The sequence below is a fragment of the Streptomyces sp. NPDC029292 genome, assembly GCF_055569295.1.
This window is the reverse complement of record NZ_JBVHXR010000004.1, coordinates 229,862-254,343: the sequence shown is the minus strand read 5'-3', so window position 1 is coordinate 254,343 and position 24,482 is coordinate 229,862. Positions and strand designations below refer to the sequence as shown.

The window sequence follows — 24,482 nt, the reverse complement described above, 5'->3', positions numbered from 1 at the left end:
GTCTACTTCCCCTTGTGGCCGGCGTGTCCGCGGCCCTTGTGGGAGCCGTTCTCGGTGCCGTTCTCGCTGTCGTACTTCTCGTACGCGTCGACGATACGGCCGACCAGCTTGTGCCGTACGACATCGTGGGACGTGAGCCGCGAGAAGTGGACGTCGTCGACGCCGTCCAGGATGTCCTGGACCTGGCGCAGGCCCGACTTCGTCCCGTTCGGCAGGTCGACCTGGGTCACGTCACCCGTGACCACGATCTTCGAGTCGAAGCCGAGGCGGGTGAGGAACATCTTCATCTGCTCGGCGCTCGTGTTCTGGGCCTCGTCCAGGATGATGAAGGCGTCGTTGAGCGTGTTGTGCGTCAGCAGGTAGTCCTGCGTGACGTACAGCGAGTCCTCGGCCGCCACCTGGATACAGACGGCCTCTTCGCGACCCGCGGGCTCGATGCTGTCGATGAAGCGCATCGGGCGTCCGCCGCCTCTGGCCGCGAGGTACCTGTCACGCTTGCGGGCGAGGCGGAAGGGCTCGATGCCTTCGGGGAGGCGGATGTCGACGACGTGGGCGTCGTACCGGTACTCGACCTCACGGCCCTTGGCGAGACCGGGCTTGCGGCCCTCGGCTGCCCGGCGACGCGTGTACGCGACGCCGCCCAGCGACTGGACGAGCGCGATCACGTCGTCGCGGAGCAGGATCGATGTCGTCACGTACTGAATGCGGGACGTGCGGTCCGCCTGAGTGACCGGGCCGCCGTCGGAGTCGAGGAGACCCTGGAGAACGGCCAGCCGTACTTCGGCGGAGTTCTGCAGGTAGTCGTCCGGAACGAACTTGGAATGCGAGCGAGTGCGCAACAGGTCCAGCTCACGCAGGATCCGGGTCACCGGATTCTCCAGAGTGACGACGTCGCCAGGGCTCTTGATCCGGTTGAGGACGTAGTCGGGGCCGCCCTTGTGCCGCACAGCGACACCCGGGAGCGCGGCTTCCAGAGCCTCGGCCAGCTCCGGGTCCGCCGTCGCGAAGGAAGGCGTGGTGGACCCAGTCAGACAGCCGTCGCCCAGCAGCAGCCCCAGCGCGTACGGATCCATGGGGACCTCACGCTCGGGGAAACTGACCGGTGCGGTGAGCATCGGCAGCTCGTAGCGGCGCGCGTGCGCCGCCCGCAGGTTGCCGATCATCTCCTTCGTCTCCAGGACCCGCCAGGGCTTGTCGCGGCGCTTGTCCGAGGCCGTGCGGACGGTCCACAGGTGCTCGCCGCAGCACAGGGTCCAGGAGCCGTCCTGGGAGGTGACGCGGTAGATGTCCTTCTCGCCCTGCGGGTAGACACCGAGGACCGGAGTCGGCTCGCCGTTCGAGCCGATGACGAGGTCACCGACCTGGAGGTCGCCGATAGGCCGCCAGCCATCCGGTGTCAGGACGTTCGTGAAGACAGGCTGGGCACGCCCGCGCATATATGCCAGCGGCGCCACCTCAATAGTCCCCGCCGCCATCAGTCGCGGAATCGAGTCCGGGTCCAGCATGTCGTGCAGCGCGTCATACAGCGGCCTCAGATACGGGTCGATCTTCTCGTACAGGGTGCCGGGCAGGAAGCCCAGCCGCTCCCCCGCCTCCACCGCGGGCCGGGTCAGGATGATCCGGTTGACCTGCTTGGACTGAAGCGCCTGGACGGCCTTCGCCATGGCCAGGTACGTCTTGCCGGTACCTGCGGGGCCGATGCCGAAGACGATCGTGTGCTTGTCGATGGCGTCGACGTACCGCTTCTGGTTGAGCGTCTTGGGGCGGATGGTGCGGCCTCGCGAGGACAGGATGTTCTGCGTGAGCACCTCGGCCGGGGTCTCCTGGCCGTCGCCCTCCCCGTTCTCGCTCGCCCTGAGCATGGCGATCGAGCGTTCCACTGCGTCCTCCGTCATCGGCTGCCCCGTGCGGAGCACCAGCATCATCTCGTCGAACAGGCGCTGGACGAGGGCGACTTCACCGGCGTCGCCGACCGCACTGATCTCATTGCCCCGGACGTGGATGTCGGCCGCCGGGAAAGCCTTCTCGATCACGCGCAGGAGGGCGTCACCGGATCCCAGCACGGTGACCATGGGGTGCTTCGCGGGGACCGTGAAGTGTGCACGTGCCTGCCCCTGCGCGGGGGTCTGAGCTGTGGGTGTCTGAGTCATGGGCCGGCTCTGTAGGCCTGCGATTCCTCCTCGATGCGGCACGCCTGCCACAGGGGCAGCCTTGCGATTCCAAGGGTACGTCGCTGCACTGACAGAGCCGTAGGGCTTTTCCTCACCTCACGCCGAACCTCAAGCCGAGCCTCACGCCAAGCCTCACGCCGAGCGGCGGAAACCGATCGTCGGTACCGCCCGCCGCAGCGGCCACGGCCGCGTCACCTCGGGCAGCAGGCCCTCCAGGAAGGCGTACCGGCGCAGCGCCGCGGGGTCCTGGTCGTCGACGGACTGGACCCGGCGCCACCAGGCGGCGATCTCGGCCCAGCCGGGCGCCGAGAGGGAGCCGCCGAACTCCTGGACGGAGAGGGCGGCGGTCAGACCGGCGAAGGCGAGGCGGTCGGCGAGGGGCCAGTCGGCCAGGGTCCCCATGACGAAGCCGGCGACGAAGACGTCACCGGCGCCGGTCGGGTCCATGGCCTCGACGGCGATGGCCGGGACCTCGGCGCTCTCGCCGGTGCGGGCGTCGACGGCGTACGCGCCCTCGGAGCCGAGGGTGACGACGGCCAGCGGTACGTACTCGGTCAGCGCGTGCGCCGCCGCTCTCGGGCTGTCGGCCCCGGTGTAGCGCATCGCCTCCTCGGCGTTCGGCAGGAACGCCTCGCAGTGTTCGAGATCGGCGAGGCCCGCCAGGTCCCAGCGCCCGGTGTCGTCCCAGCCGACGTCCGCGAAGATCCGGGTGCCCGCGCGCGCGGACTCGGCGATCCACTGCGCGCGCGTGCCGGGCGTCAGCGAGGCTACGGCGGCACGCGCGCGTGGGGCGTGTTCCGGCGCGGGCTCCTCCGGGGGCGGCTCGTGCCCGTGGCTGACCATCGTCCGCTCGCCCTCGTACGCCATCGACACGGTGACCGGCGAGTGCCAGCCGGGCACGGTGCGCGACGGGGCGAGGTCGATGCCCTCGCCCTGCTCCAGGGCGTCCCAGCAGTACTCGCCGTAGTGGTCGTCCCCGAAGGCCGCCGCCAGGGAGGTTTTCAGCCCCAGCCGCGCCAGCGCCGTCGCCATGTTCGCCACGCCGCCGGGGCTCGACCCCATCCCGCGGGCCCAGGACTCCGTCCCGCGCACGGGCGCCGAATCGAGTCCGGTGAAGATGATGTCCAGGAAGACCGTGCCCGTGAGGTAGACGTCCCAGGGCGGGTCCTGCGGAGTGCGCAGCCCGGCGAGCGGGTCGACGTGGGGCCGGCAGTACGGTCGCTCTCCGTTGGACGCGATCACGGTGCGCTCCCTGACGTGGTGCGGATCTGGCCAGTGTGCACCACACCGCACGCGGGACGGCGTCGGTCACGCCGGGGGCTGTTTTTTAGCCCCCGGCGCCCCTGCCCGTCCCGCCCTGGGCCTCCGCCCCAGACCCCGCTCCTCAAGCGCCGGAGGGCTGTCTCCAGCCCGTCCGGCGTTTGAGGACGAGGCCGTTCAGGCCGAAGCGGGGGTCTGGGGGCGGCAGCCCCCAGGTACGGGACGGGCAGGGGCGGAGCGGCGAAAACCAGCCGACACACCCCGCGGGGGACGCCTACGGCTACCCCACCACTCCTACCCCAAACACAACGTGCCCCACATCACACCACCCCACCTTCTGTGCGCCCCCACCCCCTTGATACAAATTGCCCGCGCGTTCCTGTCCGTCGACGGCCGCCCACCCCCCTTCTTGAGCCGCTTCTTCGCATGCCCTGGGAACGCCCGTGTCCGCCCGCACCACCACCCCCTGGCCCCTCGTTGCCCTTTTCACGGCCGGGTACCTCGCCGCGTATCTGCTGCCGACCACCGTCGGCAGACTGGACGCGGGCCTCCCGCTCTCCGCCACGCAGGCCGGCTCCATCGGCAGCGCCCTGCTGCTGAGTTCGGCTGCCGCGGGCTTCCTGCTCGCGTCCCGGGTCGACCGCTTCGGCGCACGGCGGCTGGCCCGCACCGGCCTGCTCGTCGCCGCCGTCGGCTACGGCACGGCCGCCCTCACCACGAGCGTCCCGCTCGTCGTCGCCGGTGCGATGGCCGGCGGCTTCGGCTCCGGCACGGCCACCACCGTCGCCGCCACCGGAATAGCCGCCCAACGAGACCCCCACCGCATCTCCACCCTGGGCCTGCTCGGCGTCTCCGGCCTCGCGGGCGCGCTGTACCTGACGATCCCTCACCTGGGCCCGGCCCACGGCCTCCCGCTCGCCGCGATCGCGCTGACGGCGCTGCTCGTCCTGCCCGTAACCCGGCGCCTGCCCACCCGCACGGCCACTCCCCGGACCGCGCTCACCGCAACGCCCCTCCCGCACGCCCGCTCCGGCCTCCTCCTCGCCGCCGCCATGTTCTTCTGGTCCCTCGCCCAGAACTCCCTCTGGGGCGTCAGCGGCCGCATCGGCCTGACGCAGGCGGGGCTCACCGAAGTCTCGGTCGGCGCGGTCTTCGCGGCCGCGCTCGGAGCGGGACTGCTGGGCGTGATCGGCGCGGGCGCACTCGGCCCGCGACTCGGCCGCGCGCTCCCCATCGGCGCGGGCACGGCGCTGATCGCCGGCTGCATCGCGCTCAGCGCGGCAGCGAGCGACCTGCCGTCGTTCGCGACCGGCGAGATCGCCTGGAACACGCTCTACCCGGTCGTGCTCTCGTACGTGATCGGCCTCGCCGCGTCCCTGGATCCGCGCGGCCGCTGGGCGGTCCTCGTCGGCTCCGCCTCCTCGCTCGGCACGGCGTGCGGCCCGCTCACGGGCAGTCTGCTGTCGGCGCGGGCGGGTTACCCGGCGATGGGCGTGATCCTGGCGCTCGGACTGCTCCTGGTCACCGTCCCGATGACGGCCGTGGCGCTGCGCCCGAGGCGCGGCAGCCTGGAACACCCGATCGTGGAGATCCCGCTGGAGGCCATGCCCGCCCGGCGCACGGCGTACGACACGGCAGGACCCCGGCAGGCAGCGGCAGCCGCACCGGGGCCCGGAACCATCTGACGGTTACTCGAACTCGTACGCGTCGACCTCGGCGATGTACCGCGCCCGCCGCTCCTCGTCGTGCTCCAGGAAGGACGCCACGAACGAGTTGCGCGCCAGCTCCCGCAACCGCTCCTGACCGATGCCGAGCGCCTCGTGCACCGCGTGGAAGGTGTCCCCGACGTACCCGCCGAAGTACGCGGGATCATCGGAGTTGACGGTGCACAGCAGCCCGGCGTCCATCATGGCGGGCAGCGGATGGTCCTCCAGCATGTCCACCGCCCGCAGCCGTACGTTCGACAGCGGACACAGCGTCAGCGGGATCCGCTCCCGCACGAGCCGCTCGACCAGTTCGGCGTCCTCCATGCAGCGCAGTCCGTGGTCGATGCGCTCGACGCCGAGCACGTCCAGCGCCTCGGTGATGTACGCGGGCGGCCCCTCCTCGCCGGCGTGCGCGACGCGCCGCAGCCCCAGGGCGGCGGCAGCCTCGTACACCTCGCGGAACTTGACCGGCGGGTGCCCGACCTCGGCGGAGTCGAGACCGATGCCGACGATCCGGCCGAGGTACGGCTTCGCCGCCTCCAGCGTCTGCATCGCCGACTCGGCGGACTCGTCCCGCAGGAAGCACATGATCAGCTGCGTGGAGACGCCGTGCGTCTCCTCGCTGCGGGCCAGCGCCCTGGACAGTCCCTCGACGACCGTCCCCATCCCCACCCCACGGGCGATGTGGGCCTGCGGGTCGAAGAAGATCTCCGCGTGCCGCACGCCCTGCGCGGCGGCCCGCGCGAGGTAGGCGTCGGCCAGGTCGGCGAAGTCCTGCTCCGTCCGCAGGACGGCCATGAGCTCGTAGTACAGGTTCAGGAACGACTGGAGATCGTCGAAGAGATACGCCTTGCGGAGCTCTTCGGTGTCCGCGTACGGCAGCGTGACGCCGTTGCGCGCGGCGAGCGCGAAGGCCAGCTCGGGTTCGAGGGTGCCTTCGATGTGGAGGTGCAGTTCTGCTTTGGGGAGGGGCATCAAAGCATGGTACGGGTGCTTTACAGACGCTTCGGAACCGGCACTCGGAGCAGATCGTGCGCCACCGTCAGCTCCCCCTCGAACCCGGCGGCGCGGGCCTGCCGCGCGAACTTGTCGGGTTCGGCGTAGCGCTGGCTGAAGTGGGTGAGCACGAGATGCCGTACACCGGCGTCCCGCGCCACCCGCCCTGCCTGACCGGCCGTCAAGTGACCATGATCGGAGGCGAGTTGCTCGTCCTCGTCCAGGAAGGTCGACTCGATGACGAGCAGGTCGCACCCCTCGGCGAGCGCGTCCACGCCCTCGCACAGCCGGGTGTCCATGACGAACGCGAACCGCTGTCCGCGCCGCACCTCGCTGACGTCGTCGAGGGACACCCCGTGAAGCGAGCCCTCCCGCTGCAGCCGCCCGACGTCGGGCCCCCTGATACCGCGCTCGGCGAGCCGCTCCGGCAGTATCCGCCGCCCGTCCGGCTCGACCAGCCGGTACCCGAACGACTCCACGGGGTGGGAGAGCCTGCGGGCCTCCAAGGTGTACGAGGGCGTGGTCGCGAGCACACCGTCGACCTCGACCGGCGCTTCCGTCAGCGCGACGGTCTCGCGATAGGCCGTCGCATACCTCAGCCGCTCGAAGAACCGCTGCCCTGAGCGCGGATAGTGAGCGGTCACCTCGTGCGGCACCCGGTCGAGGTTGATGCGCTGGATCACCCCGGCGAGCCCGAGGGAATGGTCCCCGTGGAAGTGAGTGACGCAGATCCGGTGCAGGTCGTGCGCGGCGACCCCGGCACGCAGCATCTGCCGCTGCGTGCCCTCGCCGGGATCGAAGAGCAGTCCCTCGCCGTCCCACCGCAGCAGATAGCCGTTGTGGTTGCGGTGCCGGGTGGGGACCTGGCTGGCGGTGCCGAGGACCACCAATTCACGTACGGACAAGGTGGGTTATCCCGGCGGCCACTGCATGCCGCGACCGCCCAGGAGGTGTGCGTGCGCGTGGAAGACGGTCTGCCCGGCGCCGCCGCCGGTGTTGAACACGATCCGGAAGCTCTCCAGCTTCTCCTCGCCCGCGACCTCGCCGGCCTCACGCAGCAGGTCCGCGGCGATGGCGGGTTCGGCCGCCGCCAGCGACGCCGCGTCCGGGTAGTGCACCTTGGGGATGACCAGGACGTGGGTGGGCGCCTGTGGGTTTATGTCCCGGAACGCGACGGTCGTCTCGGTCTCCCTGATCACCGTCGCCGGAATGTGCCCCGCGACGATCTTGCAGAACAGGCAGTCGTCCTGCGGCTCTCCCGCCATGCGTGTGCCTCCTCACGCCCCGCTGATCATTACTCCCGCATCGTATCGGCCCAACGACACGGGCGGCCTACGGCTCTCGCCCGCCCGCCCGAAAGGGCGCGCGGGCGGGGAACATCCGCCGCGAGCGGCGGATCACCCGCACCACAACGCACCCGGCACCCCGCCGGAGGCACCCCCGCGGCGGATCACCCGAGCCACAACGACGCGGCACCCGCCCACGGCGGGGACGAGGATCAAAGCGGCGGCAAGGCGGGCGCAGCCTTCGCCGGGTTTTCCGTCAGTGCCGCCAGCGCGATCCGGATCGCCTCGTCCAGCTGGACGTCACGCCCGGCGGCGTGGTCCTGCGGAGCCTGCACGACCTCGACGTCGGGATCGACGCCGTGGTTCTCGACGCCCCACTCGTAACCCTCCAGCCAGAAGGCGTACTTGGGCTGGGTGACGAGCGTGCCGTCGACGAGCCGGTAGCGGCTGTCGATGCCGATCACGCCGCCCCAGGTGCGGGTGCCGACCACGGGCCCGATCCCCAGCGCCTTGATGGCCGCGTTGACGATGTCGCCGTCCGAGCCGGAGAACTCGTTGGCGACGGCGACGACGGGACCCCGCGGCGCGTCCTCCGGGTAGCTGTACGGCCGCATTCCGCGGGGCAGATCCCAGCCCACGATCCGGCGGGCGAGCTTCTCGACGACCAGCTGGGAGGTGTGGCCGCCGCGGTTCTCGCGGACGTCCACGACCAGCCCGTCGCGGGCCACTTCGACGCGCAGGTCGCGGTGGAGCTGCGCCCAGCCGGAGCCGACCATGTCGGGTACGTGGAGATAGCCGAGGCGTCCCCCGGACCGCTCGTGGACGTACGCGCGCCGGTCCGCGACCCACGCGTGGTAGCGCAGCGGCTCCTCGTCGGCGAGCGGTACGACCACGGCGTGCCGCGGATCGCCGCCGCCGGACGGCGAGACGGTCAGCTCGACCGGCTTGCCCGCCGTGCCGACGAGCAGCGGGCCTGGCCCGGCCACCGGGTCCACCGGCTGCCCGGCGACCGCGACGATCGCGTCCCCGGCGCGCACCGCGACCCCGGGTGCGGCGAGCGGCGCCCGCGCGTCGGGGTCGGAGGTCTCGGAGGGCAGGATCCGGTCGATGCGCCAACTGCCGTCCTGGTGACGGGAGATGTCGGCCCCGAGCAGCCCCTGCGCACGGTCGCCGCCGCCCCATCCGCCGCGCGGAGTGACGTACGCGTGCGAGGTGCCGAGCTCGCCCTGCACCTCCCACAGCAGGTCCACCAGGTCGTCGTGCGTCGCCACCCGGTCGAGGACGGGCCGATACCGCTCGAGCACTCCGTCCCAGTCGACCCCGCCCAGGTCGGGCCGCCAGAAGTTGTCCCGCATGAGGCGGCCGGTCTCGTCGTACATCTGACGCCACTCGGCGGCCGGGTCGACGGTCTGGCGGACCCTCGACAGGTCGACGGTGATGTTCGTGTCGCTCTCGTCGTCGTTCGAGGCGCGGCGGTCGCTCGGTACGACCTTGAGCTTGCCGTCGGTCCACAGCAGGACGCGCTTGCCGTCGCCGCTGACGGCGAAGTGGTCGGCGTCCGCGGCGAGATGCTCGATGCGCTGCTGGGCGAGGTCGTACCGCTCCAGCTCGGTCTTCGGGTCCGGGTCGTCCGGGGTGGCGCGGGAGGCGCCCAGTACGCCGTGTACGGGATGGCGCAGCCACAGCAGCCCGTCCTTGGCGGCCCGCAGACCCGAGTAGCGGGCGGCCTCGACCGGGAACGGCACAATCCGGTCCCCGAGTCCGTCGAGGTCGATCCGGGTCGCGGGCGCGCCCTCGCTGTCGGGCGTCTCGTCCTTGTCGGGCGCCTCGAAGGGGCGGCCGTGGCGCTGCGGCCCGAAGGGGGACGGCGTGGTCGCGGCCAGGGTGATCAGGTACGGCCGTGAGCCGCCCACGAAGGCGAGGTCGAAGACGTGCTCGTCGTAGACGGGGTCGAAGGAGCGCGCCGACAGGAAGGCGAGGTGCTTGCCGTCGAGGGTGAACGCCGGTGCGTAGTCCCGGAATCGGAGCGGGGTCGCCTCGGTCACCGACAGGTCGGCGGTGTTGGCGAGCTTGAGCTGGCGCAGCGGGCGCGGGCCGGGGTGCGACCAGGCAAGCCAGGCCGAGTCGGGCGAGAAGACCAGCCCGGAGACATCGCCGTCCGCACTGCGGTCGACCTCGCGGACCTCGCCGCTCTCGCGCTCGACGAGCAGCACCCGTCCGTCGTGCGAGGCGACGGCGGCACGGCTGCCGTCGGGCGCCATCGCGAGCCCGAGCACCCGCCCGAGCTGTCCGGCCGCGAGCCGGCGCGGGGTCGCTCCGGGGGCGACTCCGGTCGCCGGGGCGAACTCCAGGGCGTCATCGCCCTCGGCGTCGGTCACCCACACCACGTGCTCCTCGCCGTCGGCGCGGAAGGTGCGGGGCAGCCGGGCGCGTACGCCGTGCTCGGCGGCGAGCGCGCGGGCGGGCCCCGAGCGGTGGGTGACCCAGTGGACGGCGCCGCGTACGGAGATCGCGCTGCCGCGTCCGGTGTGGTCGGGCGCGGCGGCGCCGAACCAGCGGGACGCGCTCACGGGATGCGGCTGCAGATCGACGCGCTGTCCGCCGAGCCGGATGTCGAGCCAGCGCGGCTCGGCGCCCTCCAGGTCGTCCAGGAGCCACAGTTCACCGGCGGACGCGTACACGACCCGCGTGCCGTCGGTGGCCGCGTGCCGGGCGTAGAAGCTGTCGATCGGCGTGTGCCGCCGCAGGTCCGATCCGTCGGGGAGGGAGGAGTACAGCGCCCCGACCCCTTCGTGATCCGACAGGAAGGCGACCCGCTCCCCCACCCACAAGGGGTACTCGAGGTTCCCGTCGAGCTCTTCATGCAGCCGTACGAACTCGCCGTCACCCTCGCGGTCGATCCACAGCTTGCCCGCCGTACCGCCGCGGTACCGCTTCCACCAGGCGGCCTCGCGCCCCATGGGAGCGGACAGGAGCACGACACCACCGGAGCCGCCGTGGGCGACGTCGCCGACGGGCCCGTACGGAAGGGTGGTGGCCGGGCCGCCGTCGAGCGGGACGGCGCGGGCCCAGCTGCGCCGCAGGCTCGCCTGGCCCTGCGTGCTGAGCGCGAGCACCTGTCCGTCCGGGGTCCAGCCGCGCACCTGGGTCTTCCCGCTCCCCCAGTACGTCAGCCGTGTGGCCGGGCCGCCTTCCAGGGAGGCGGCGTGCACCTCGGGCGCCCCGTCACGCGTCGACGTCCAGGCGACGGTCGCGCCGTCCGGGGAGATGCGCGGATGACTGACCGGCACGTTGTCGGCGCTGACCCGCCAGGCCCGGCCTCCGCTGTCGAGCGGGGCGACCCAGACGTCGTCCTCGGCGGTGAAGGCGACCAACTCGCCGTGCAGATGCGGAAACCGGAGATACGCGGAGGGTGCGGACTGTGTCACCCGATCACCCTATGCAGCGTCGGCGGCCCCGGACAGGGGTTTCGATCAATGGGTCACCCGATCCGCGCGCGGCCGGGCACCTCACTTGCCCTGGGAGGGCCAGCAGGTGGGGTCGCCCTTGCACCACATGGTCTTCGTCACGGTGACGGTGACGGTGGGGTTGGGCCCTCCGTTCGTGGGCTGGTACGAGATCGGCGGGTTGGGGGTTTGCGTGGCGTTGCAGTTCCCCAGGCCCTGCACGTGGAACCACTCCTTGCCGCCGACCTTGGCGACGAGGTCCCCGCGCACGCACGCGCCGTCGACGGCCCGGGTGACCTTGCCCTTGACGGTGATCTCCCGCCCGTCGGAGGTCTGGCCCCGGCAGTCGACGGAGGCGACGGTGCTCTCGGTCGGCGAGGGCGTCCTGCCCGGGGTGTAGGCCTTGTTGTTCCCGCCGTACGAGGCCGTGCAGCTGAGCCAGCGCACGTCCACGTGCTGCCGTTCGAGTTCCTTGGTCGCGGTCTGGTCGGTCGTGTAGGCCACCGAGGCGGAACTCAACCCGCCCGTCGGCTCGCACGCGGCCACCCCGAACACTCCGGCCGCCCCGAGCCCGACGGCCACCAGTACTTGCCTACGCCCCATCCGGCGCCGTATACGCCTCAAAGCCCCCATAGACGGCAGCCTGCCACTGTCCCGCGCACCGCGGTAGACCGCATGCGGCCACGATGCGCACGACCACCCGAACGAGGGTTCCGCAGGTTTTCAGCCCGTCCGGCGTTTGAGGACGAGGCCGTTCAGGCCGAAGCGGGGGCTGGGGGCGCAGCCCCCAGATACGGGAAAGGTAGGGGAGGCGGGGGCGAAAACCCGTTCGTCAGCCGCGCAGCAGGAGCCACTCCTGGAGTTCCACCAGGTTCCCCTCGGGGTCCTTGAGGTGGGCGACGCGCATCCGTTCGGTCATGGGGGCCGGACCGTGCAGCACGGTGGCGCCGCGCGAGGTGATCTGCTCGCAGTACGCGTCCAGGTCGTCCACCCGCAGCACCACCAGTGAACGGTGGCCGGTCGCCGAGTCGCCGAGTTCGCCGAGGACTTCGGCCATCATCGCGCGGTCCTGTATGGCGATGCCCGCCGAGCCGGTGGCGGGGCTGAACTTCTCGTACGGCCCCTCGGCCGCGCCCGACTGGGGCTTGAGGCCGAGGACTTCGGCGTAGAAGCGGTAGCAGGCCGGGAAGTCCGAGACGAGCAGCCGTACTTGGGCGAGTTCCAACGCGATCCCCCGTGGATGTCAGGACCAGCGGCCGGTGCGGGCCAGCAGCAGCGCCGCCGCCACGGTCCCGGCGGTCGATGTGCGCAGCACGGTACGCCCCAGGTGGAACGTCCTCGCACCCGCACCGGTGAAGAGCTCGACCTCCTCGGGGGAGATCCCGCCTTCGGGACCGACGACCAGCACGATCTCCCCGGAGGAGGGGAGTTCGGCCGTCGCGAACGGCTCGGTCCCTAGTTCGGTGTCCTCGTGCAGCACCGCCGCCAGATCGGCTTTGGCGAGAAGTGCGGCAACCTGCTTGGTCGTCATCGCGTCCGCGACCTCCGGGAAGCGCACCCGGCGGGACTGCTTGCCCGCCTCGCGCGCCGTCGCCCGCCACTTGGCGAGCGCCTTCAGGCCCCGGTCGCCCTTCCACTGGGTGATGCAGCGGGAGGCCGCCCAGGGGACGATCGCGTCCACGCCGGTCTCGGTCATGGTCTCGACGGCGAGTTCGCCGCGGTCGCCCTTGGGGAGGGCCTGGACGACGGTGATGCGCGGCTCTTCCGCCGGCTCCTCGGACACCGAGTCCATGTGGACGATCAGCCGGTCCTTGCCCTCGGTGCCGGTCACCACGCAGTCCGCCCAGCGCCCGGCACCGTCGGTGAGGATGATGTCCTCGCCGGGCCGCAGGCGCTTCACGGAGACGGCGTGCCGCCCCTCGGGGCCGTCGAGGACGTAGCGTCCACCGCCGCCCGCGTCGAAGTGCTCGACCACGAACACCGGCGCGGTCATCGGCCCGCACCCCCGTCATCTTCCCGGGACGCCGACAACGCTGTCTCCGCGGCGGCGAGTTCGGCGTTCAGCACGTCCACGAGCTGCCCCGCGGGCAGCTCGCGCGCCATGCGATGGCCCTGTCCGGCCCACAGCGCCATGCCCTGCGCGTCGCCCGCCTTGGCCGCCGCCTTGCGCAGCGGCGAGGTGAGGTGGTGGATCTCGGGGTACGCGGCCGGCGCGTACGGGCCGTGCTCGCGCAGGAAACGGTTGACCAGTCCGCGCGCCGGGCGCCCGGAGAACGCGCGCGTCAGCTCCGTCCGTACGAAGAGGGGGTTGGTCAGCGCCTGCTTGTGCACGGCGTTGGCGCCGGACTCGGGGGTGGCGAGGAACGCCGTGCCGAGCTGGGCCGCGCTCGCGCCCGCCGCGAGCACCGCGGCGATCTGGCTGCCGCGCATGATGCCGCCGGCCGCGATGATCGGGATCTGCACGGTCTCGCGCACCTGCGCGATCAGTGAGAGCAGCCCGATACCCGTACCGTCCGTCTCCGGGTTGTCGCGGTGGGTGCCCTGGTGGCCGCCCGCCTCGACGCCCTGTACGACGACCGCGGCGGCGCCCGCCCGCTGCACGGCCAGCGCCTCCTCCGCCGTGGTCGCGGTGACCACGGTCAGCGTGCCGGCCCGGGCGAGGAACTCCAGGACGTCGGCGGTGGGGCAGCCGAAGTGGAAGGAGACCACCGGCACCGGGTTGTCGAAGAGGACCGCGAGCTTGGCGTCGTAGCCGTCGTCGCGGCCGCTGTCGGGGTCGCCGAGCTCGGTCTCGTACCAGGCGGCCTCACCGGCGAGCTGGTTGGCGTAGACCTCGACGGCGGCCTTGTCCGCGTACTCCGGCTGCGGCATGAAGAGGTTCACGCCGAAGGGCCGTCCCGTGAGCCCGCGCAGCTGCTTGATCTCCTGGTACATACCGTCGGCGGTCTTGTACCCGGCGGCGAGGAACCCGAGCCCGCCGGCCTCGGACACGGCGGCCGCGAGGTGCGGGACGGAGACGCCGCCCGCCATGGGGGCCTGCACGATCGGATGAGGGAAGAGATCGGTCAGTGCGGAGGACATGACGGCATGTTGTCACGTCCTCCGATCAAGTCCGAATCGGGCCTTCCGCCTGGCATAGGCCACCCGCACCGTCCGGTCCCGGCCGACATTCTTCAGCCCGTCCGGCGTTTGAGGACGAGGCCGTTCAGGCCGATAAGGGGGTCTGGCGGCGGAGCCCCAGGGACGGGAAGGGCAGGGGCGGCGGGGGCGAGAAAAGCCCGTCACCGCCCCCGCCGGAAACCCCGTCAGCGACCGTTGAACGCGTCCTTCAACCGCGAGAACAGCCCCTGCTGACCCGGCTGGAACTGCCCGATAGGCCGCTCCTCACCGCGCAGCACGGCCAGCTCCCGCAGCAACCGCTCCTGCTCGGGATCGAGCTTGGTCGGAGTGGTGACCTCGACATGCACGATGAGGTCACCGCGCCCGCCGCCCCGCAGATGCGTGACGCCCCGCCCGTGCAGCGGAATCGACTGCCCGGACTGCGTGCCGGGGCGGATGTCGACCTCCTCCAGCCCGTCGAGAGTCTCCAGCGGAACCTTGGTGCCGAGCGACGCCGCGGTCATCGGAATGGTGACCGTGCAGTGCAGATCGTCCCCGCGCCGCTGGAACACGGCGTGCGGCAGCTCGTGGATCTCGACGTAGAGGTCACCGGCGGGACCACCACCGGGCCCGACCTCGCCCTCGCCCGCGAGCTGGATCCGCGTGCCGTTGTCGACACCGGCCGGGATCTTCACGGTCAGGGTGCGACGCGAGCGCACCCGCCCGTCGCCCGCGCACTCCGGGCACGGGGTCGGGACGACGGTCCCGAAGCCCTGGCACTGCGGGCAGGGACGGGACGTCATGACCTGGCCCAGGAAGGACCGCGTCACCTGGGACACCTCACCCCGCCCGCGACACATGTCGCAGGTCTGGGCCGAGGTCCCCGGCGCCGCGCCTTCACCGTTGCAGGTGGCGCAGACGACGGCCGTGTCGACCTGGATGTCCTTCGTCGTGCCGAAGGCTGCCTCGTCCAGCTCGATCTCGAGCCGGATCATGGCGTCCTGGCCACGCCGCGTACGCGACCGGGGGCCGCGCTGCGACGCCGTACCGAAGAAGGCGTCCATGATGTCCGAGAAGTTCCCGAAGCCACCCGCACCGAAGCCGCCCGCGCCGCCGCCGCCCGACTGGGACAGCGGGTCACCGCCGAGGTCGTAGACCTGCTTCTTCTGCGGGTCCGACAACACCTCGTACGCGGCGTTGATCTCCTTGAACCGCTCCTGCGTCTTCGGATCGGGATTGACGTCCGGGTGCAGCTCGCGCGCGAGCCTCCGGAACGCCTTCTTGATCTCGTCCTGGGACGCGTCGCGGCGCACGCCGAGTACGGCGTAGTAGTCCGTGGCCACTTACGACTCCGCCAGGATCTGTCCGACGTACCGTGCCACCGCTCGTACCGCTCCCATCGTTCCCGGATAGTCCATGCGTGTCGGTCCGACCACGCCGAGCTTGGCTACTGCCTCGCCGCCCGAACCGTAGCCGACCGAGACCACGGACGTGGAGTTGAGTCCCTCATACGCGTTCTCATGACCGATCCGTACGGTCATGCCCGAATCCCCGGCCTCACCAAGCAACTTGAGGAGCACGACCTGCTCCTCCAGCGCTTCGAGTACGGGCCGGATCGTGAGAGGGAAGTCATGTCCGAAACGGGTGAGATTGGCGGTGCCGCCGATCATCAGCCGTTCCTCGGTCTCTTCGACGAGTGTCTCCAGGAGGGTGGAGAGCACCGTCGCGACCGTACCGCGGTCCTCCGCCTCGAAGGCGTCCGGCAGGTCCTGCACCAGTTGCGGGACGTCCGCGAAACGGCGACCCGCGACCCGGCTGTTCAGCCGGGCCCGCAGATCCGCCAGCGACGTCTCACCGAACGGCGCCGGGCAGTCGATCATGCGCTGCTCGACCCGGCCGGTGTCCGTGATCAGTACCAGCATCACACGGGCCGGAGCCATGGACAGCAGCTCCACGTGCCGCACCGTCGAGCGCGTGAGTGACGGGTACTGCACGACGGCGACCTGCCGGGTGAGCTGCGCGAGCAGCCGTACGGTCCGCCCGACGACGTCGTCGAGGTCGACGGCACCGTCGAGGAAGTTCTGGATGGCCCGCCGCTCGGGCGCGGTCATCGGTTTGACGCCCGCGAGCTTGTCGACGAAGAGCCGGTAGCCCTTGTCGGTGGGGATGCGTCCGGCGCTGGTGTGCGGCTGGGCGATGTAGCCCTCGTCCTCCAGCGCGGCCATGTCGTTGCGGACCGTCGCCGGGGAGACCCCGAGGCGGTGCCGCTCGGTGAGCGCCTTGGAACCGACCGGCTCCTCGGTGCCCACGTAGTCCTGGACGATGGCGCGCAGCACTTCGAGCCTGCGTTCACTGAGCATCGCGCACACCTCCAGAAGTCTTCCCCGTGGCCTTCGGCCTGGCACTCAGCGCATGTGAGTGCCAGCGTTCCCCGGCCCAGTGTACGGCGGTGAGGTACGACCCCGGCAAGGGCGGGCCTGCGATGTCGTGCCCGGCACACTCCCACGGCTAGCGTCTCCGTATGAGCGTGACTTGGGAAGAGCTGGGGTGGGAAAGGCTGGCGCCCCGGGTCGGACGGCGACGGCTTCCGGTCTGGGACTGCACGGCCGGGCTCGTGGTGGGCGAGGGGGCGGCGCTCATGATCGACGCGGGGTCGAGCCTCGGGGAGGGCGCGCGCCTGCGTACGGAGGCGCGGCGACTGCTCGGCACGGACCGCCGGGTGACGCATCTCGCACTCACGCACCCCCACTTCGACCACGTCTTCGGCGCGGCGGCGTTCGCGGGCGTGGAGGTGTTCGGGGCGGTCGGCCTGGACACGGTCTTCGCGCACGACCGCGAGGAGCTGCGCACGGACGCCGTACGCAACGGTCTCGATCCGCGCTCTGCGGCGGAGGCGGCGGACCTCCTGGTCCACCCCCGCCACCTGGTGTCCGGCGAGTGGACCCTCGACCTGGGCGGCGGCGTACAGGTCCTGCTCGCGAACGTGGGCCCCGGCCACACCGCCCACGACCTGGTGGTCCTGGTCCCCGGATCGCCGTCGTCACCGGAGACCGTCTTCTGCGGCGACCTGGTGGAGGAGTCGGGCGAGCCCCAGGCCGGCCCCGACGCCGTCCCCTCGCACTGGCCGGCGGCGCTGGACCGGCTGCTCGACCTGGGCGGGGAGGACGCGGTGTACGTGCCGGGACACGGGGGCGTGGTGAATGCGGCCTTTGTCCGGGCTCAGCGGGACGCGCTGGCGACCCGCTTCGGCGTGTCGTAGGAGGTCGTACGGCGGCACGGCCGGGCTTCTCCTATCGTCATCCGAATGCGCCAGTACTCTCCGGACCTGACCCCGCCGTGGAAGAAGCCCCAGTCCGTGCCCGAGGTCCCCGCGGACCCGGGTCTGGTGGTCGAGGAGCCGGGCACCGGCTTCTGCGGCGCGGTGATCCGCTGCGAGGCGGGCACGGTGACGCTGGAGGACCGCTTCGGCAAGCACCGGGTGTTCCCGCTGGAGCCGCGCGGCTTCCTTCTGGAGGGGAGGGTGGTGACGCTGGTCCGCCCGTCCTCGGCTCCCGCCCGCCCCACCCGCACGGCCTCCGGTTCGGTCGCCGTCCCCGGCGCGCGGGCCCGGGTGGCCCGTGCCGGACGCATCTACGTCGAGGGCCGCCACGACGCCGAACTGGTCGAACGCGTCTGGGGCGACGATCTCCGCATCGAGGGCGTCGTCGTCGAGTACCTGGAGGGCATCGACGACCTCCCCGCGATCGTCGCGGACTTCGCCCCGGGCCCGGACGCCCGCCTCGGCGTCCTCGTCGACCACCTGGTCCCCGGCACGAAGGAGTCCCGCATCGCGGAGTCGGTCACCAGCGAGCACGCGCTGGTGGTGGGCCACCCGTACATCGACGTCTGGGAGGCGGTGAAGCCGTCGTCCGTGGGCATCGCGGGATGGCCCCGCGTCCCCCGCGGTCAGGACTGGAAGACGGGCGTGTGCCGGGCTCTGGGCTGGCCGGAGAACACGGGCGCGGCCTGGCAGCACATCCTGTCCCGGGTGCGCTCCTACAAGGACTTGGAGCCGGAACTCCTGGGCCGGGTGGAGGAGTTGATCGACTTCGTCACGGCGCCGGAGTGACGCGGGGGCCGCGGGCCTGCCTGGTCCGGTCCCGGTGGCCCTCGCGGTCGGGGTCTCCCTGATAGCCGGACGGCATCCGCTCCCCGCCGAACCAGAGTTCCGGTGCCCACCGCCGGCATCCCGCCGCCACGGCGTGGCGTGCCGGAGCGGGCCACAGGGCGATGCGGTAGCGCAGCCGGGGCAGCCCGGGCCGCGGCGGCTCGCTGTCGCGCACGGTGGCCCACAGCAGCGGGTCATGGCGGTCGATCTCGCCCTTCGGGCAGAGTTCGAGGGTGTGCAGGGGCGGTGCGGCGTAGATGCCGACGGCCGCCAGCGACCCCCACGGCACGGTGACGGACTGCCCGCGCTGGGTGACGTGGATGCCCGCGGCGTCCATGGTGACGTTCCAGTTCCAGATCCTCACCACGCCCCGGACGATCAGTACGAGCGCCCAGCAGGCCGCCAGTGCGAGCGCGGCGGCGATCACGTCGCGGACCACGGCACCCGCGCCGTGCCCGTGCTCGGGCACCAGCCCCCGCACCGCCCAGGCGCAGGCGAGCACCATCACCAGCGCGACGGCCAGACGGCGTCGCACCAGGACAGCGCTGCGCTGGACAACCACCGTGTCTCCGGTCTCGACGGCGTCGAACACCAGCGGATCTCTCGTGCCGCGCGCCACCGTGTCGGTCCGCTCGGTCATCCGCTCCCGGTGCCCGTCGTGGTCCGGCGCGCCCACGTACGACAACGGCTGCTCCTCGCGCCCGAACCACAGCTCGGGTGCCCACTGCTGGAGCGCCTGCTCGTACGCCTTGTGGGAGTCGCCCACGTCGACGCGGTAGCGCAGGCGGGGCAAGCCCGGCTGGAGGGGATCGGCGTCGCGGACGAACTTCCACAGCAGCGGCTCGTCGCGGTCGATCTCGTCCCTGGGGCACAGCTCGACCGTGAAGGCGGCGGATCTGCTGCCCCGGGCCCAGTAGATACCCACCCCCGCCAGCGAGTCCCAGGGGATCAGCGCGGCCTCCTTGCCCCGCATCCGCCAGAAGCCGGTCGCGTCGAAGACGGTGATCCAACGGCGCGCCCGCCAGCGGGAGACGAGCAGCACCACTCCGCTGACGCCCATCACCATCAGGACGCCGAGGGGGATCCAGCCGGCGCCGATCCCGTCCACCCGGACGGCGAACCACAGGCCCGTCCCGCCGGCGACGAGCAGCACCGCCACGATCGGCAGCGCGAGCAGCAGCCGCCGCAACCCGTATCGCAGGACGGTCGCATCCTCGTCCGGCCATCTACCAGAGACCATGGCCGCGGACTGTACGCGAACAGGTGTTCCATCGACTAGATCTGTGCACCCGACCCGAGCGCACCGAACTCAGTCCACCAGATCCCTGACCACGGCGTCCGCGAGGAGCCGCCCGCGCAGGGTGAGAACGGCGCGCCCGGCGTCGTACGGACCGGCTTCGAGAAGGCCGTCCGACAGGGCGCGGCGGGCGGCGGTCAGCCCGTCCGGGCGGAGCAGGGACAGCGGGCAGCCCTCGCGCAGCCGCAGTTCGAGGAGGATCCGCTCCACGCGGCGGTCCTCGTCGGAGAGGAGTTCGCGCCCCGCGCCCGGGGAGCGGCCGGAGGCCAGCGCCGCGGCGTACGCCCCGGGGTGCTTCACGTTCCACCAGCGCACGCCGCCGACGTGGCTGTGGGCGCCGGGGCCCGCGCCCCACCAGTCGGCGCCGCGCCAGTAGAGCTCGTTGTGCAGGCAGCGGCCGGCCTCCGAGGTGGCCCAGTTGGAGACCTCGTACCAGTCGAAGCCCGCCACCGACATCACCTCGTCCGCGATGAGGTAGCGGTCCGCGTGGACGTCGTCGTCCGTCATCGGGACCTCGCCGCGGCGGATGCGGCGGGCGAGCTGGGTGCCCTCCTCGACGATCAGGGCGTAGGCGGAGATGTGGTCGGGCCCGGCGCCGAGCGCGGCCTCCAGAGAGGCGCGCCAGTCGTCGTCGGACTCCCCGGGCGTGCCGTAGATCAGGTCAAGGTTCACGTGTTCGAAGCCCGCCGCGCGGGCCTCGGCGACGCAGGCCTCGGGGCGGCCGGGGGTGTGCGTGCGGTCGAGCACCTTCAGTACGTGCTGCCGGGCGCTCTGCATGCCGAAGGAGATCCGGTTGAAGCCCCCGGCGCGCAGGGTCGCGAGGTACGCCGGGTCCACCGACTCCGGGTTCGCCTCCGTCGTGATCTCCGCGTCGTCCGCGAGCCCGAACTCGTCGCGGATCGCCCCCAGCATCCGTACGAGGTCGTCGGCCGCCAGCAGGGTGGGCGTACCGCCGCCGACGAAGACCGTGCGGACGGGGCGCGGGTCGTCGCCGAGCACCTTGCGGGCCAGCCGGACCTCGTCGATCAGCGTGTCGGCGTAGTTGTCGCGGGAGGCGAGCACGCCTCCGGTGCCCCGCAGCTCGGTCGCCGTGTAGGTGTTGAAGTCGCAGTAGCCGCAGCGGGTCGCGCAGTACGGCACATGGAGGTAGAACCCGAGGGGGCGCTCGGCGGCCCCGGCCAGGGCGTGCGCGGGCAGCGCCCCGTCGTCGGGAACGGGCTCACCATCGGGAAGTGCGGAAGGCATGCCTTCCATTGTCCAGCACCGACACGCGTGCCGGTTTCCGCTGTCCAGCACCGACACGCGTGCCGGTTTCCGCCGGGCACGGGCGCGTGCGGTGGGTGGGTTGCGTGGGGCACGCGCGCGTCCGGTGGGCTTGCGTGGGGCACGCGGGCCTGCGCGCCACCTCCCCGCGCCGCCAGCCGCGGGCCTGCGCCGAGTCCCCGTCCTGCACACCCGCGTCGCCCGCTTCCGCCCCCACGCCCGCGTGCGTGCCGCTTACGCCCCGCGCCCACACCCCGTACGACCGCCCACTCCGCCTACTCCGCCTGCAACACCAGCAACGCCATGTCGTCCTCCGGAGGCCTCGCGCCGAACTCGTGGACGAGTCTGCGGATCCGTTCCGCGATGAGTTCGGCGCTCAGGCCGGCGCAGCCGGTGAGGGCCTTCGCGAGGCCGTCTTCGTCGTCGAACTGGTGGGGTCCACTGCGCCGCTCCGTCACGCCGTCCGTGACGCACAGCACGGTGTCGCCGGGGTGCAGCTCGAAGGTCTCGGAGGTGTAGCTCGCGTCCTCGAAGACGCCGAGGAGGGTCTGCGGCCGGGCCACCTCCCGTACGTCACCGTCGGGGCCGAGGAGCAGCGGCAGCGGATGCCCGGCGGAGGCCAGGGTGCAGCGCACGCCGCCGTCGAAGGGAACGAGCTCGCCGTACAGCATGGACAGGAAGCGCGTCTGGGGGCCGAGGTCCGCGCCGAGCCCGGGCCCGCCCGCCGCGACGAGCGCGCGGGCCGCCGCGTCCGCCGCCTCTGTCGCGTCGTCGAGTAAGAGCTGGTTGAGGCGGTCGAGGACGTCGGCGACCTCGTAGCCCTCGCGGGCCAGCAGCCGCAGCCAGGGCCGCGCCAGGCCGATCACGACGGCGGCCTCGGGCCCCTTGCCCTGGACGTCGCCCACCGCGAAGCACCAGCGCCCGTCCCCCGCCGGGAACAGGTCGTAGAAGTCGCCGCTGGGCCCGCCCTTGTCGAGCGGCTCGTACACGAGGGCGCTGCGCACCCCGGGGATCTCGGCGACCGCGCCGGGCAGCAGACCGCGCTGGAGGACCCGGCTGATGGTGGCCTGGCGCGCGTACTGGCGGGCCGCGCCGATGGCGAGGGCGACGCGGCGGCTGAGGTCCTCGACGAGCCCGGTGATCTCGTCGGGGAAGCCGATCGGACCGGCCCGCCCGATGACCAGCGTGCCCAGCGGCCGTCCGCCCGCGATCAGCCGGTACGCGAGCGCCGCCCCGCTCACTCCGCGCGCGCCCAGCGCCTCGCCGGGCCAGGGCACCGGGACGGCCCGGGAGCGTACGGAGTCGGGCAGTCGCGGCGGGTCCTTCTCCAGGGCGCGGCGCAGTTCCTCGATGCGGTTCTCACTGCCGTGCCAGACACGGGCGAGCCGCGGCCCCAGGGCCAGACCGAGACCGCCCGCCCGGTCGGTGGCCTCGTCCTCCAGCCACACCGCGCACCAGTCGGCGAGACGCGGCACGAGCAACTGCCCGGCGAGCGCGGCGACCAGGTCCTCGTCGAGCTGTCCGGCGAGCAGGTCGGAGGCCTCGGCGAGGAAGGAGAGGGCGCCGCGGTTGAGCCAGTCCTGGTCCTGCTGGGTGCCGCGTCGCGGCTCGGGGTCGAGTATCTCGGCGATCCGCAGCCCACGCTCCAATGCCTGCTCCCCGGCGTACACCCCTATCTGCGCCTCGACTTCCGAAATCCTCGCGACTTCCGAAATCATCTCGGCCCCGGAGACCCTCTCGGCCTCGGAAATCCTCGCGGCCTCCGGGATCCTCCCGGCCTCGGAAATCCTCTCTGCCTCCGGGATCCCTTCGCCCCCCGAGAGCCCCTCCACGGCCGCGCTCCCGCCCACGGGCAGCCGCGCCCAGACGGTCTTGACGCCGGTGCGGTACGTGATCCCCCAGGCCTCGGAGAGCGCGGAGACGAGCCGCAGCCCGCGCCCGTACTCCGGTGTGCCGTACGGGCGTTCGGCATCCTCGTCCCGTACCGCGCGCGAAGGATGATGGTCGGAGACCTCGACGACCAGCGAGCCCGCCTGCCCTTCTCCGGCGCTCTCCAGGCGGCACAGCAGCTCGACGTCGGTGCCCGCGTGCACCACGGCGTTGGTGACGAGTTCGCTGACGATCACGGCGGCGTCGTCGGTGAGGCGGTCGTCGACGATCTCCGCGTCGGCCAGGGCGAGTTCGAGCCAGTCGGCGAGCGCGGCGCGCACGAACCGGCGGGCGGCTCCCGGCGCGAGCGGAGTGCCCGGCAGCGAGGTGCGGGCCACCGCTTCCTGGCCGGCGCGGTGGTGCGCAGGCGCATCAGGGGCACGCGCCATGGACTCCCGTTGCGTCGGAATGGCCCCCACTGTGCAGCTCCCTGAGCAGTTCGGACGAATACGCCTCAGGCGATGCGGACAGAGTGACAGACTGGCCATGCCCATAAGCGCCGAGTTACCGAAGTGGGCCGCCATGAGTGAGAACAGTGGTATGCCTGTGATCGAAGATGGACAGATTCGGGCATCGGATCTGCGTCCGTTGCTCGCCGCGATGACCGCCGCGCGGGACGGCGACTTCAGCAAGGCGCCGGAAACGGGGCACGGGCTGGTGGCCGAGCTGAGCACGATGTTCAACCAGATCATGGACCGCAGCGCCCACTTCAACTCCGAGGTGCAGCGCGTCCGCCGGGATCTGGTCCGGCACGGGCGGCTCGACGAGCGCCTCTCGGCGAGCCCGGGCCAGGGCAACTGGACGACCCGGGTGAACGACGTGAACCAGCTGCTCGACGCCCTGGTCGCCCCCGCCGCGAACGCGACACGCGTCCTCGACGCGGTGGCCGGCGGCGATCTGACCCAGCGGGTCGATCTGCACGACGGAAATCGCCAACTCCGCGGTGACTTACGCCGGTTGGGCCGGGCCGTGAACAAGATGGTCGACCAGCTGTCCCTCTTCACCGGCGAGGTGACCCGCGTCGCGCGCGAGGTCGGCACGGAGGGGAGGCTCGGTGGCCGCGCCAAGGTGACCGGGCTGTCCGGGAGTTGGCGGGATGTGACCGAGGCGGTCAACACGATGGCGTCCCGGCTGACGGCCCAGGTGCGGGACATCGCCCTGGTGACCACGGCGGTGGCGCGCGGCGACCTGACCCGTACGGTGACCGTCGAGGCGACCGGCGAGCTGCTCGAACTGAAGCTCACCGTGAACACGATGGTCGACCAGCTCTCCGCCTTCGCCGACGAGGTGACGAGGGTGGCCCGCGAGGTGGGTACGGAAGGCCAGTTGGGCGGCCGGGCGCAGGTGCGCGGCGTGTCGGGGGTCTGGAAGGACCTCACCGACAACGTCAACTTCATGGCCTCGAACCTGACCTCCCAGGTCCGCAACATCGCTCAGGTCACCACGGCCGTCGCCAACGGCGACCTGAGCCAGAAGATCACGGTCGACGCGCAGGGCGAGATCCTCGAACTGAAGTCGACCATCAACACGATGGTCGACCAGCTCTCCGCCTTCGCCGACGAGGTGACGAGGGTGGCGCGCGAGGTCGGCACCGAGGGCAACCTCGGCGGGCGCGCGCAGGTCCGCGGCGTCTCCGGGGTCTGGAAGGACCTCACCGACAACGTCAACTTCATGGCGGACAACCTGACTTCGCAGGTCCGCAACATCGCCCTCGTCTCCACGGCCGTCGCCCAGGGCGACCTCGGAAAGAAGATCACCGTCGAGGCGAAGGGCGAGATCCTGGAGCTGAAGTCGACCATCAACACGATGGTCGACCAGCTCTCCGCCTTCGCCGACGAGGTGACGAGGGTGGCGCGCGAGGTCGGCACCGAGGGCAACCTCG

At 71.9% G+C, this 24,482-nt stretch carries 19 protein-coding genes; 4 read left to right on the top strand and 15 right to left on the bottom strand.

What is annotated here, in order from left to right; translation table 11 throughout:
- Positions 1-2 precede the first annotated feature (2 nt).
- Both ACZ4WS_RS12245 and ACZ4WS_RS12240 read right to left on the bottom strand, forming a co-directional pair.
- Positions 3-2,150, bottom strand: a complete 2,148-nt coding sequence (locus ACZ4WS_RS12245; protein WP_467979619.1) for a PhoH family protein — start codon at positions 2,148-2,150, stop codon at positions 3-5.
- A 153-nt stretch (positions 2,151-2,303) separates the two neighbouring features.
- Positions 2,304-3,413: a carbohydrate kinase family protein gene (locus ACZ4WS_RS12240; protein WP_467979618.1), complete on the bottom strand. Its 1,110-nt coding sequence runs from the start codon at positions 3,411-3,413 to the stop codon at positions 2,304-2,306.
- A gap of 461 nt (positions 3,414-3,874) precedes the next feature.
- Between ACZ4WS_RS12240 and ACZ4WS_RS12235 the strand changes: the two genes are divergently transcribed.
- A complete protein-coding gene (locus ACZ4WS_RS12235) occupies positions 3,875-5,116 on the top strand; it encodes an MFS transporter (RefSeq protein WP_467979617.1) in 1,242 nt (413 codons plus the stop codon).
- Between the two features lie 3 nt (positions 5,117-5,119).
- On the opposite strand, the gene ACZ4WS_RS12230 is transcribed toward ACZ4WS_RS12235, so the two are convergent.
- The 10 genes from ACZ4WS_RS12230 to hrcA all read right to left on the bottom strand — a co-directional run bounded on the left by ACZ4WS_RS12230 (position 5,120) and on the right by hrcA (position 16,324).
- Positions 5,120-6,112 carry an adenosine deaminase gene (locus tag ACZ4WS_RS12230; RefSeq protein ID WP_467979616.1) on the bottom strand — a complete coding sequence of 331 codons (993 nt, stop codon included), beginning with the start codon at positions 6,110-6,112 and terminating at the stop codon, positions 5,120-5,122.
- Between the two features lie 20 nt (positions 6,113-6,132).
- Positions 6,133-7,038, bottom strand: coding sequence for a ribonuclease Z (locus ACZ4WS_RS12225; protein ID WP_467979614.1), 906 nt, complete (start codon positions 7,036-7,038; stop codon positions 6,133-6,135).
- 6 nt (positions 7,039-7,044) lie between these two features.
- Positions 7,045-7,398, bottom strand: coding sequence for a histidine triad nucleotide-binding protein (locus tag ACZ4WS_RS12220; RefSeq protein ID WP_467979612.1), 354 nt, complete (start codon positions 7,396-7,398; stop codon positions 7,045-7,047).
- 233 nt (positions 7,399-7,631) lie between these two features.
- Positions 7,632-10,847, bottom strand: coding sequence for a S41 family peptidase (locus ACZ4WS_RS12215; protein ID WP_467979610.1), 3,216 nt, complete (start codon positions 10,845-10,847; stop codon positions 7,632-7,634).
- Between the two features lie 81 nt (positions 10,848-10,928).
- A complete protein-coding gene (locus tag ACZ4WS_RS12210; RefSeq protein WP_467979609.1) occupies positions 10,929-11,468 on the bottom strand; it encodes a hypothetical protein in 540 nt (179 codons plus the stop codon).
- Between the two features lie 229 nt (positions 11,469-11,697).
- A complete protein-coding gene (locus ACZ4WS_RS12205) occupies positions 11,698-12,090 on the bottom strand; it encodes a VOC family protein (RefSeq protein WP_467979608.1) in 393 nt (130 codons plus the stop codon).
- Between the two features lie 18 nt (positions 12,091-12,108).
- Positions 12,109-12,858 carry a 16S rRNA (uracil(1498)-N(3))-methyltransferase gene (locus tag ACZ4WS_RS12200; protein WP_467979606.1) on the bottom strand — a complete coding sequence of 250 codons (750 nt, stop codon included), beginning with the start codon at positions 12,856-12,858 and terminating at the stop codon, positions 12,109-12,111.
- On the bottom strand, positions 12,855-13,946 hold the full coding sequence (locus ACZ4WS_RS12195) for a nitronate monooxygenase (protein ID WP_467979605.1): 1,092 nt from the start codon (positions 13,944-13,946) through the stop codon (positions 12,855-12,857). The genes ACZ4WS_RS12200 and ACZ4WS_RS12195 overlap by 4 nt, the downstream gene beginning before the upstream one ends.
- A 224-nt stretch (positions 13,947-14,170) precedes the next feature.
- Positions 14,171-15,307: a molecular chaperone DnaJ gene (gene dnaJ, locus ACZ4WS_RS12190; protein ID WP_467979604.1), complete on the bottom strand. Its 1,137-nt coding sequence runs from the start codon at positions 15,305-15,307 to the stop codon at positions 14,171-14,173.
- Positions 15,308-16,324: a heat-inducible transcriptional repressor HrcA gene (hrcA, locus tag ACZ4WS_RS12185; RefSeq protein ID WP_467979603.1), complete on the bottom strand. Its 1,017-nt coding sequence runs from the start codon at positions 16,322-16,324 to the stop codon at positions 15,308-15,310.
- 161 nt (positions 16,325-16,485) lie between these two features.
- On the opposite strand from hrcA, the gene ACZ4WS_RS12180 reads away from it, so the two are divergent.
- Together ACZ4WS_RS12180 and ACZ4WS_RS12175 are read left to right on the top strand one after the other, a co-directional pair.
- Positions 16,486-17,223, top strand: coding sequence for an MBL fold metallo-hydrolase (locus ACZ4WS_RS12180; RefSeq protein WP_467979601.1), 738 nt, complete (start codon positions 16,486-16,488; stop codon positions 17,221-17,223).
- A 45-nt stretch (positions 17,224-17,268) separates the two neighbouring features.
- Complete coding sequence (locus ACZ4WS_RS12175; protein WP_467979599.1) at positions 17,269-18,072, top strand: DUF3097 domain-containing protein; 804 nt, start codon at positions 17,269-17,271, stop codon at positions 18,070-18,072.
- Here ACZ4WS_RS12175 and ACZ4WS_RS12170 read toward each other — a convergent pair.
- From ACZ4WS_RS12170 to ACZ4WS_RS12160, 3 genes are all read right to left on the bottom strand, one after another.
- Positions 18,056-19,351 (bottom strand): hypothetical protein, encoded by a 1,296-nt coding sequence (locus tag ACZ4WS_RS12170; RefSeq protein ID WP_467979598.1) that lies wholly within the window; start codon positions 19,349-19,351, stop codon positions 18,056-18,058. The two genes, ACZ4WS_RS12175 and ACZ4WS_RS12170, sit on opposite strands and share 17 nt — an antisense overlap.
- A 69-nt stretch (positions 19,352-19,420) precedes the next feature.
- Complete coding sequence (gene hemW, locus ACZ4WS_RS12165) at positions 19,421-20,653, bottom strand: radical SAM family heme chaperone HemW (protein ID WP_467979597.1); 1,233 nt, start codon at positions 20,651-20,653, stop codon at positions 19,421-19,423.
- A gap of 293 nt (positions 20,654-20,946) precedes the next feature.
- Positions 20,947-22,989, bottom strand: coding sequence for a SpoIIE family protein phosphatase (locus ACZ4WS_RS12160; protein WP_467979595.1), 2,043 nt, complete (start codon positions 22,987-22,989; stop codon positions 20,947-20,949).
- 151 nt (positions 22,990-23,140) lie between these two features.
- Between ACZ4WS_RS12160 and ACZ4WS_RS12155 the strand changes: the two genes are divergently transcribed.
- Positions 23,141-24,482: HAMP domain-containing protein (locus tag ACZ4WS_RS12155; RefSeq protein WP_467979593.1), on the top strand; the 1,342-nt coding region annotated here is incomplete at its 3' end.

Coding starts and splice junctions, on each gene's coding strand:
- ACZ4WS_RS12230 (WP_467979616.1), bottom strand. CDS start 6,112: ATGCCCCTCCCCAAAGCAGAACTGCACCTCCACATCGAAGGCACCCTC.
- hrcA (WP_467979603.1), bottom strand. CDS start 16,324: ATGCTCAGTGAACGCAGGCTCGAAGTGCTGCGCGCCATCGTCCAGGAC.
- ACZ4WS_RS12245 (WP_467979619.1), bottom strand. CDS start 2,150: ATGACTCAGACACCCACAGCTCAGACCCCCGCGCAGGGGCAGGCACGT.
- ACZ4WS_RS12210 (WP_467979609.1), bottom strand. CDS start 11,468: ATGGGGCGTAGGCAAGTACTGGTGGCCGTCGGGCTCGGGGCGGCCGGA.
- ACZ4WS_RS12170 (WP_467979598.1), bottom strand. CDS start 19,351: ATGGTCTCTGGTAGATGGCCGGACGAGGATGCGACCGTCCTGCGATAC.
- ACZ4WS_RS12160 (WP_467979595.1), bottom strand. CDS start 22,989: ATGGCGCGTGCCCCTGATGCGCCTGCGCACCACCGCGCCGGCCAGGAA.
- ACZ4WS_RS12220 (WP_467979612.1), bottom strand. CDS start 7,398: ATGGCGGGAGAGCCGCAGGACGACTGCCTGTTCTGCAAGATCGTCGCG.
- ACZ4WS_RS12200 (WP_467979606.1), bottom strand. CDS start 12,858: ATGACCGCGCCGGTGTTCGTGGTCGAGCACTTCGACGCGGGCGGCGGT.
- hemW (WP_467979597.1), bottom strand. CDS start 20,653: ATGCCTTCCGCACTTCCCGATGGTGAGCCCGTTCCCGACGACGGGGCG.
- ACZ4WS_RS12175 (WP_467979599.1), top strand. CDS start 17,269: ATGCGCCAGTACTCTCCGGACCTGACCCCGCCGTGGAAGAAGCCCCAG.
- ACZ4WS_RS12180 (WP_467979601.1), top strand. CDS start 16,486: ATGAGCGTGACTTGGGAAGAGCTGGGGTGGGAAAGGCTGGCGCCCCGG.
- ACZ4WS_RS12195 (WP_467979605.1), bottom strand. CDS start 13,946: ATGTCCTCCGCACTGACCGATCTCTTCCCTCATCCGATCGTGCAGGCC.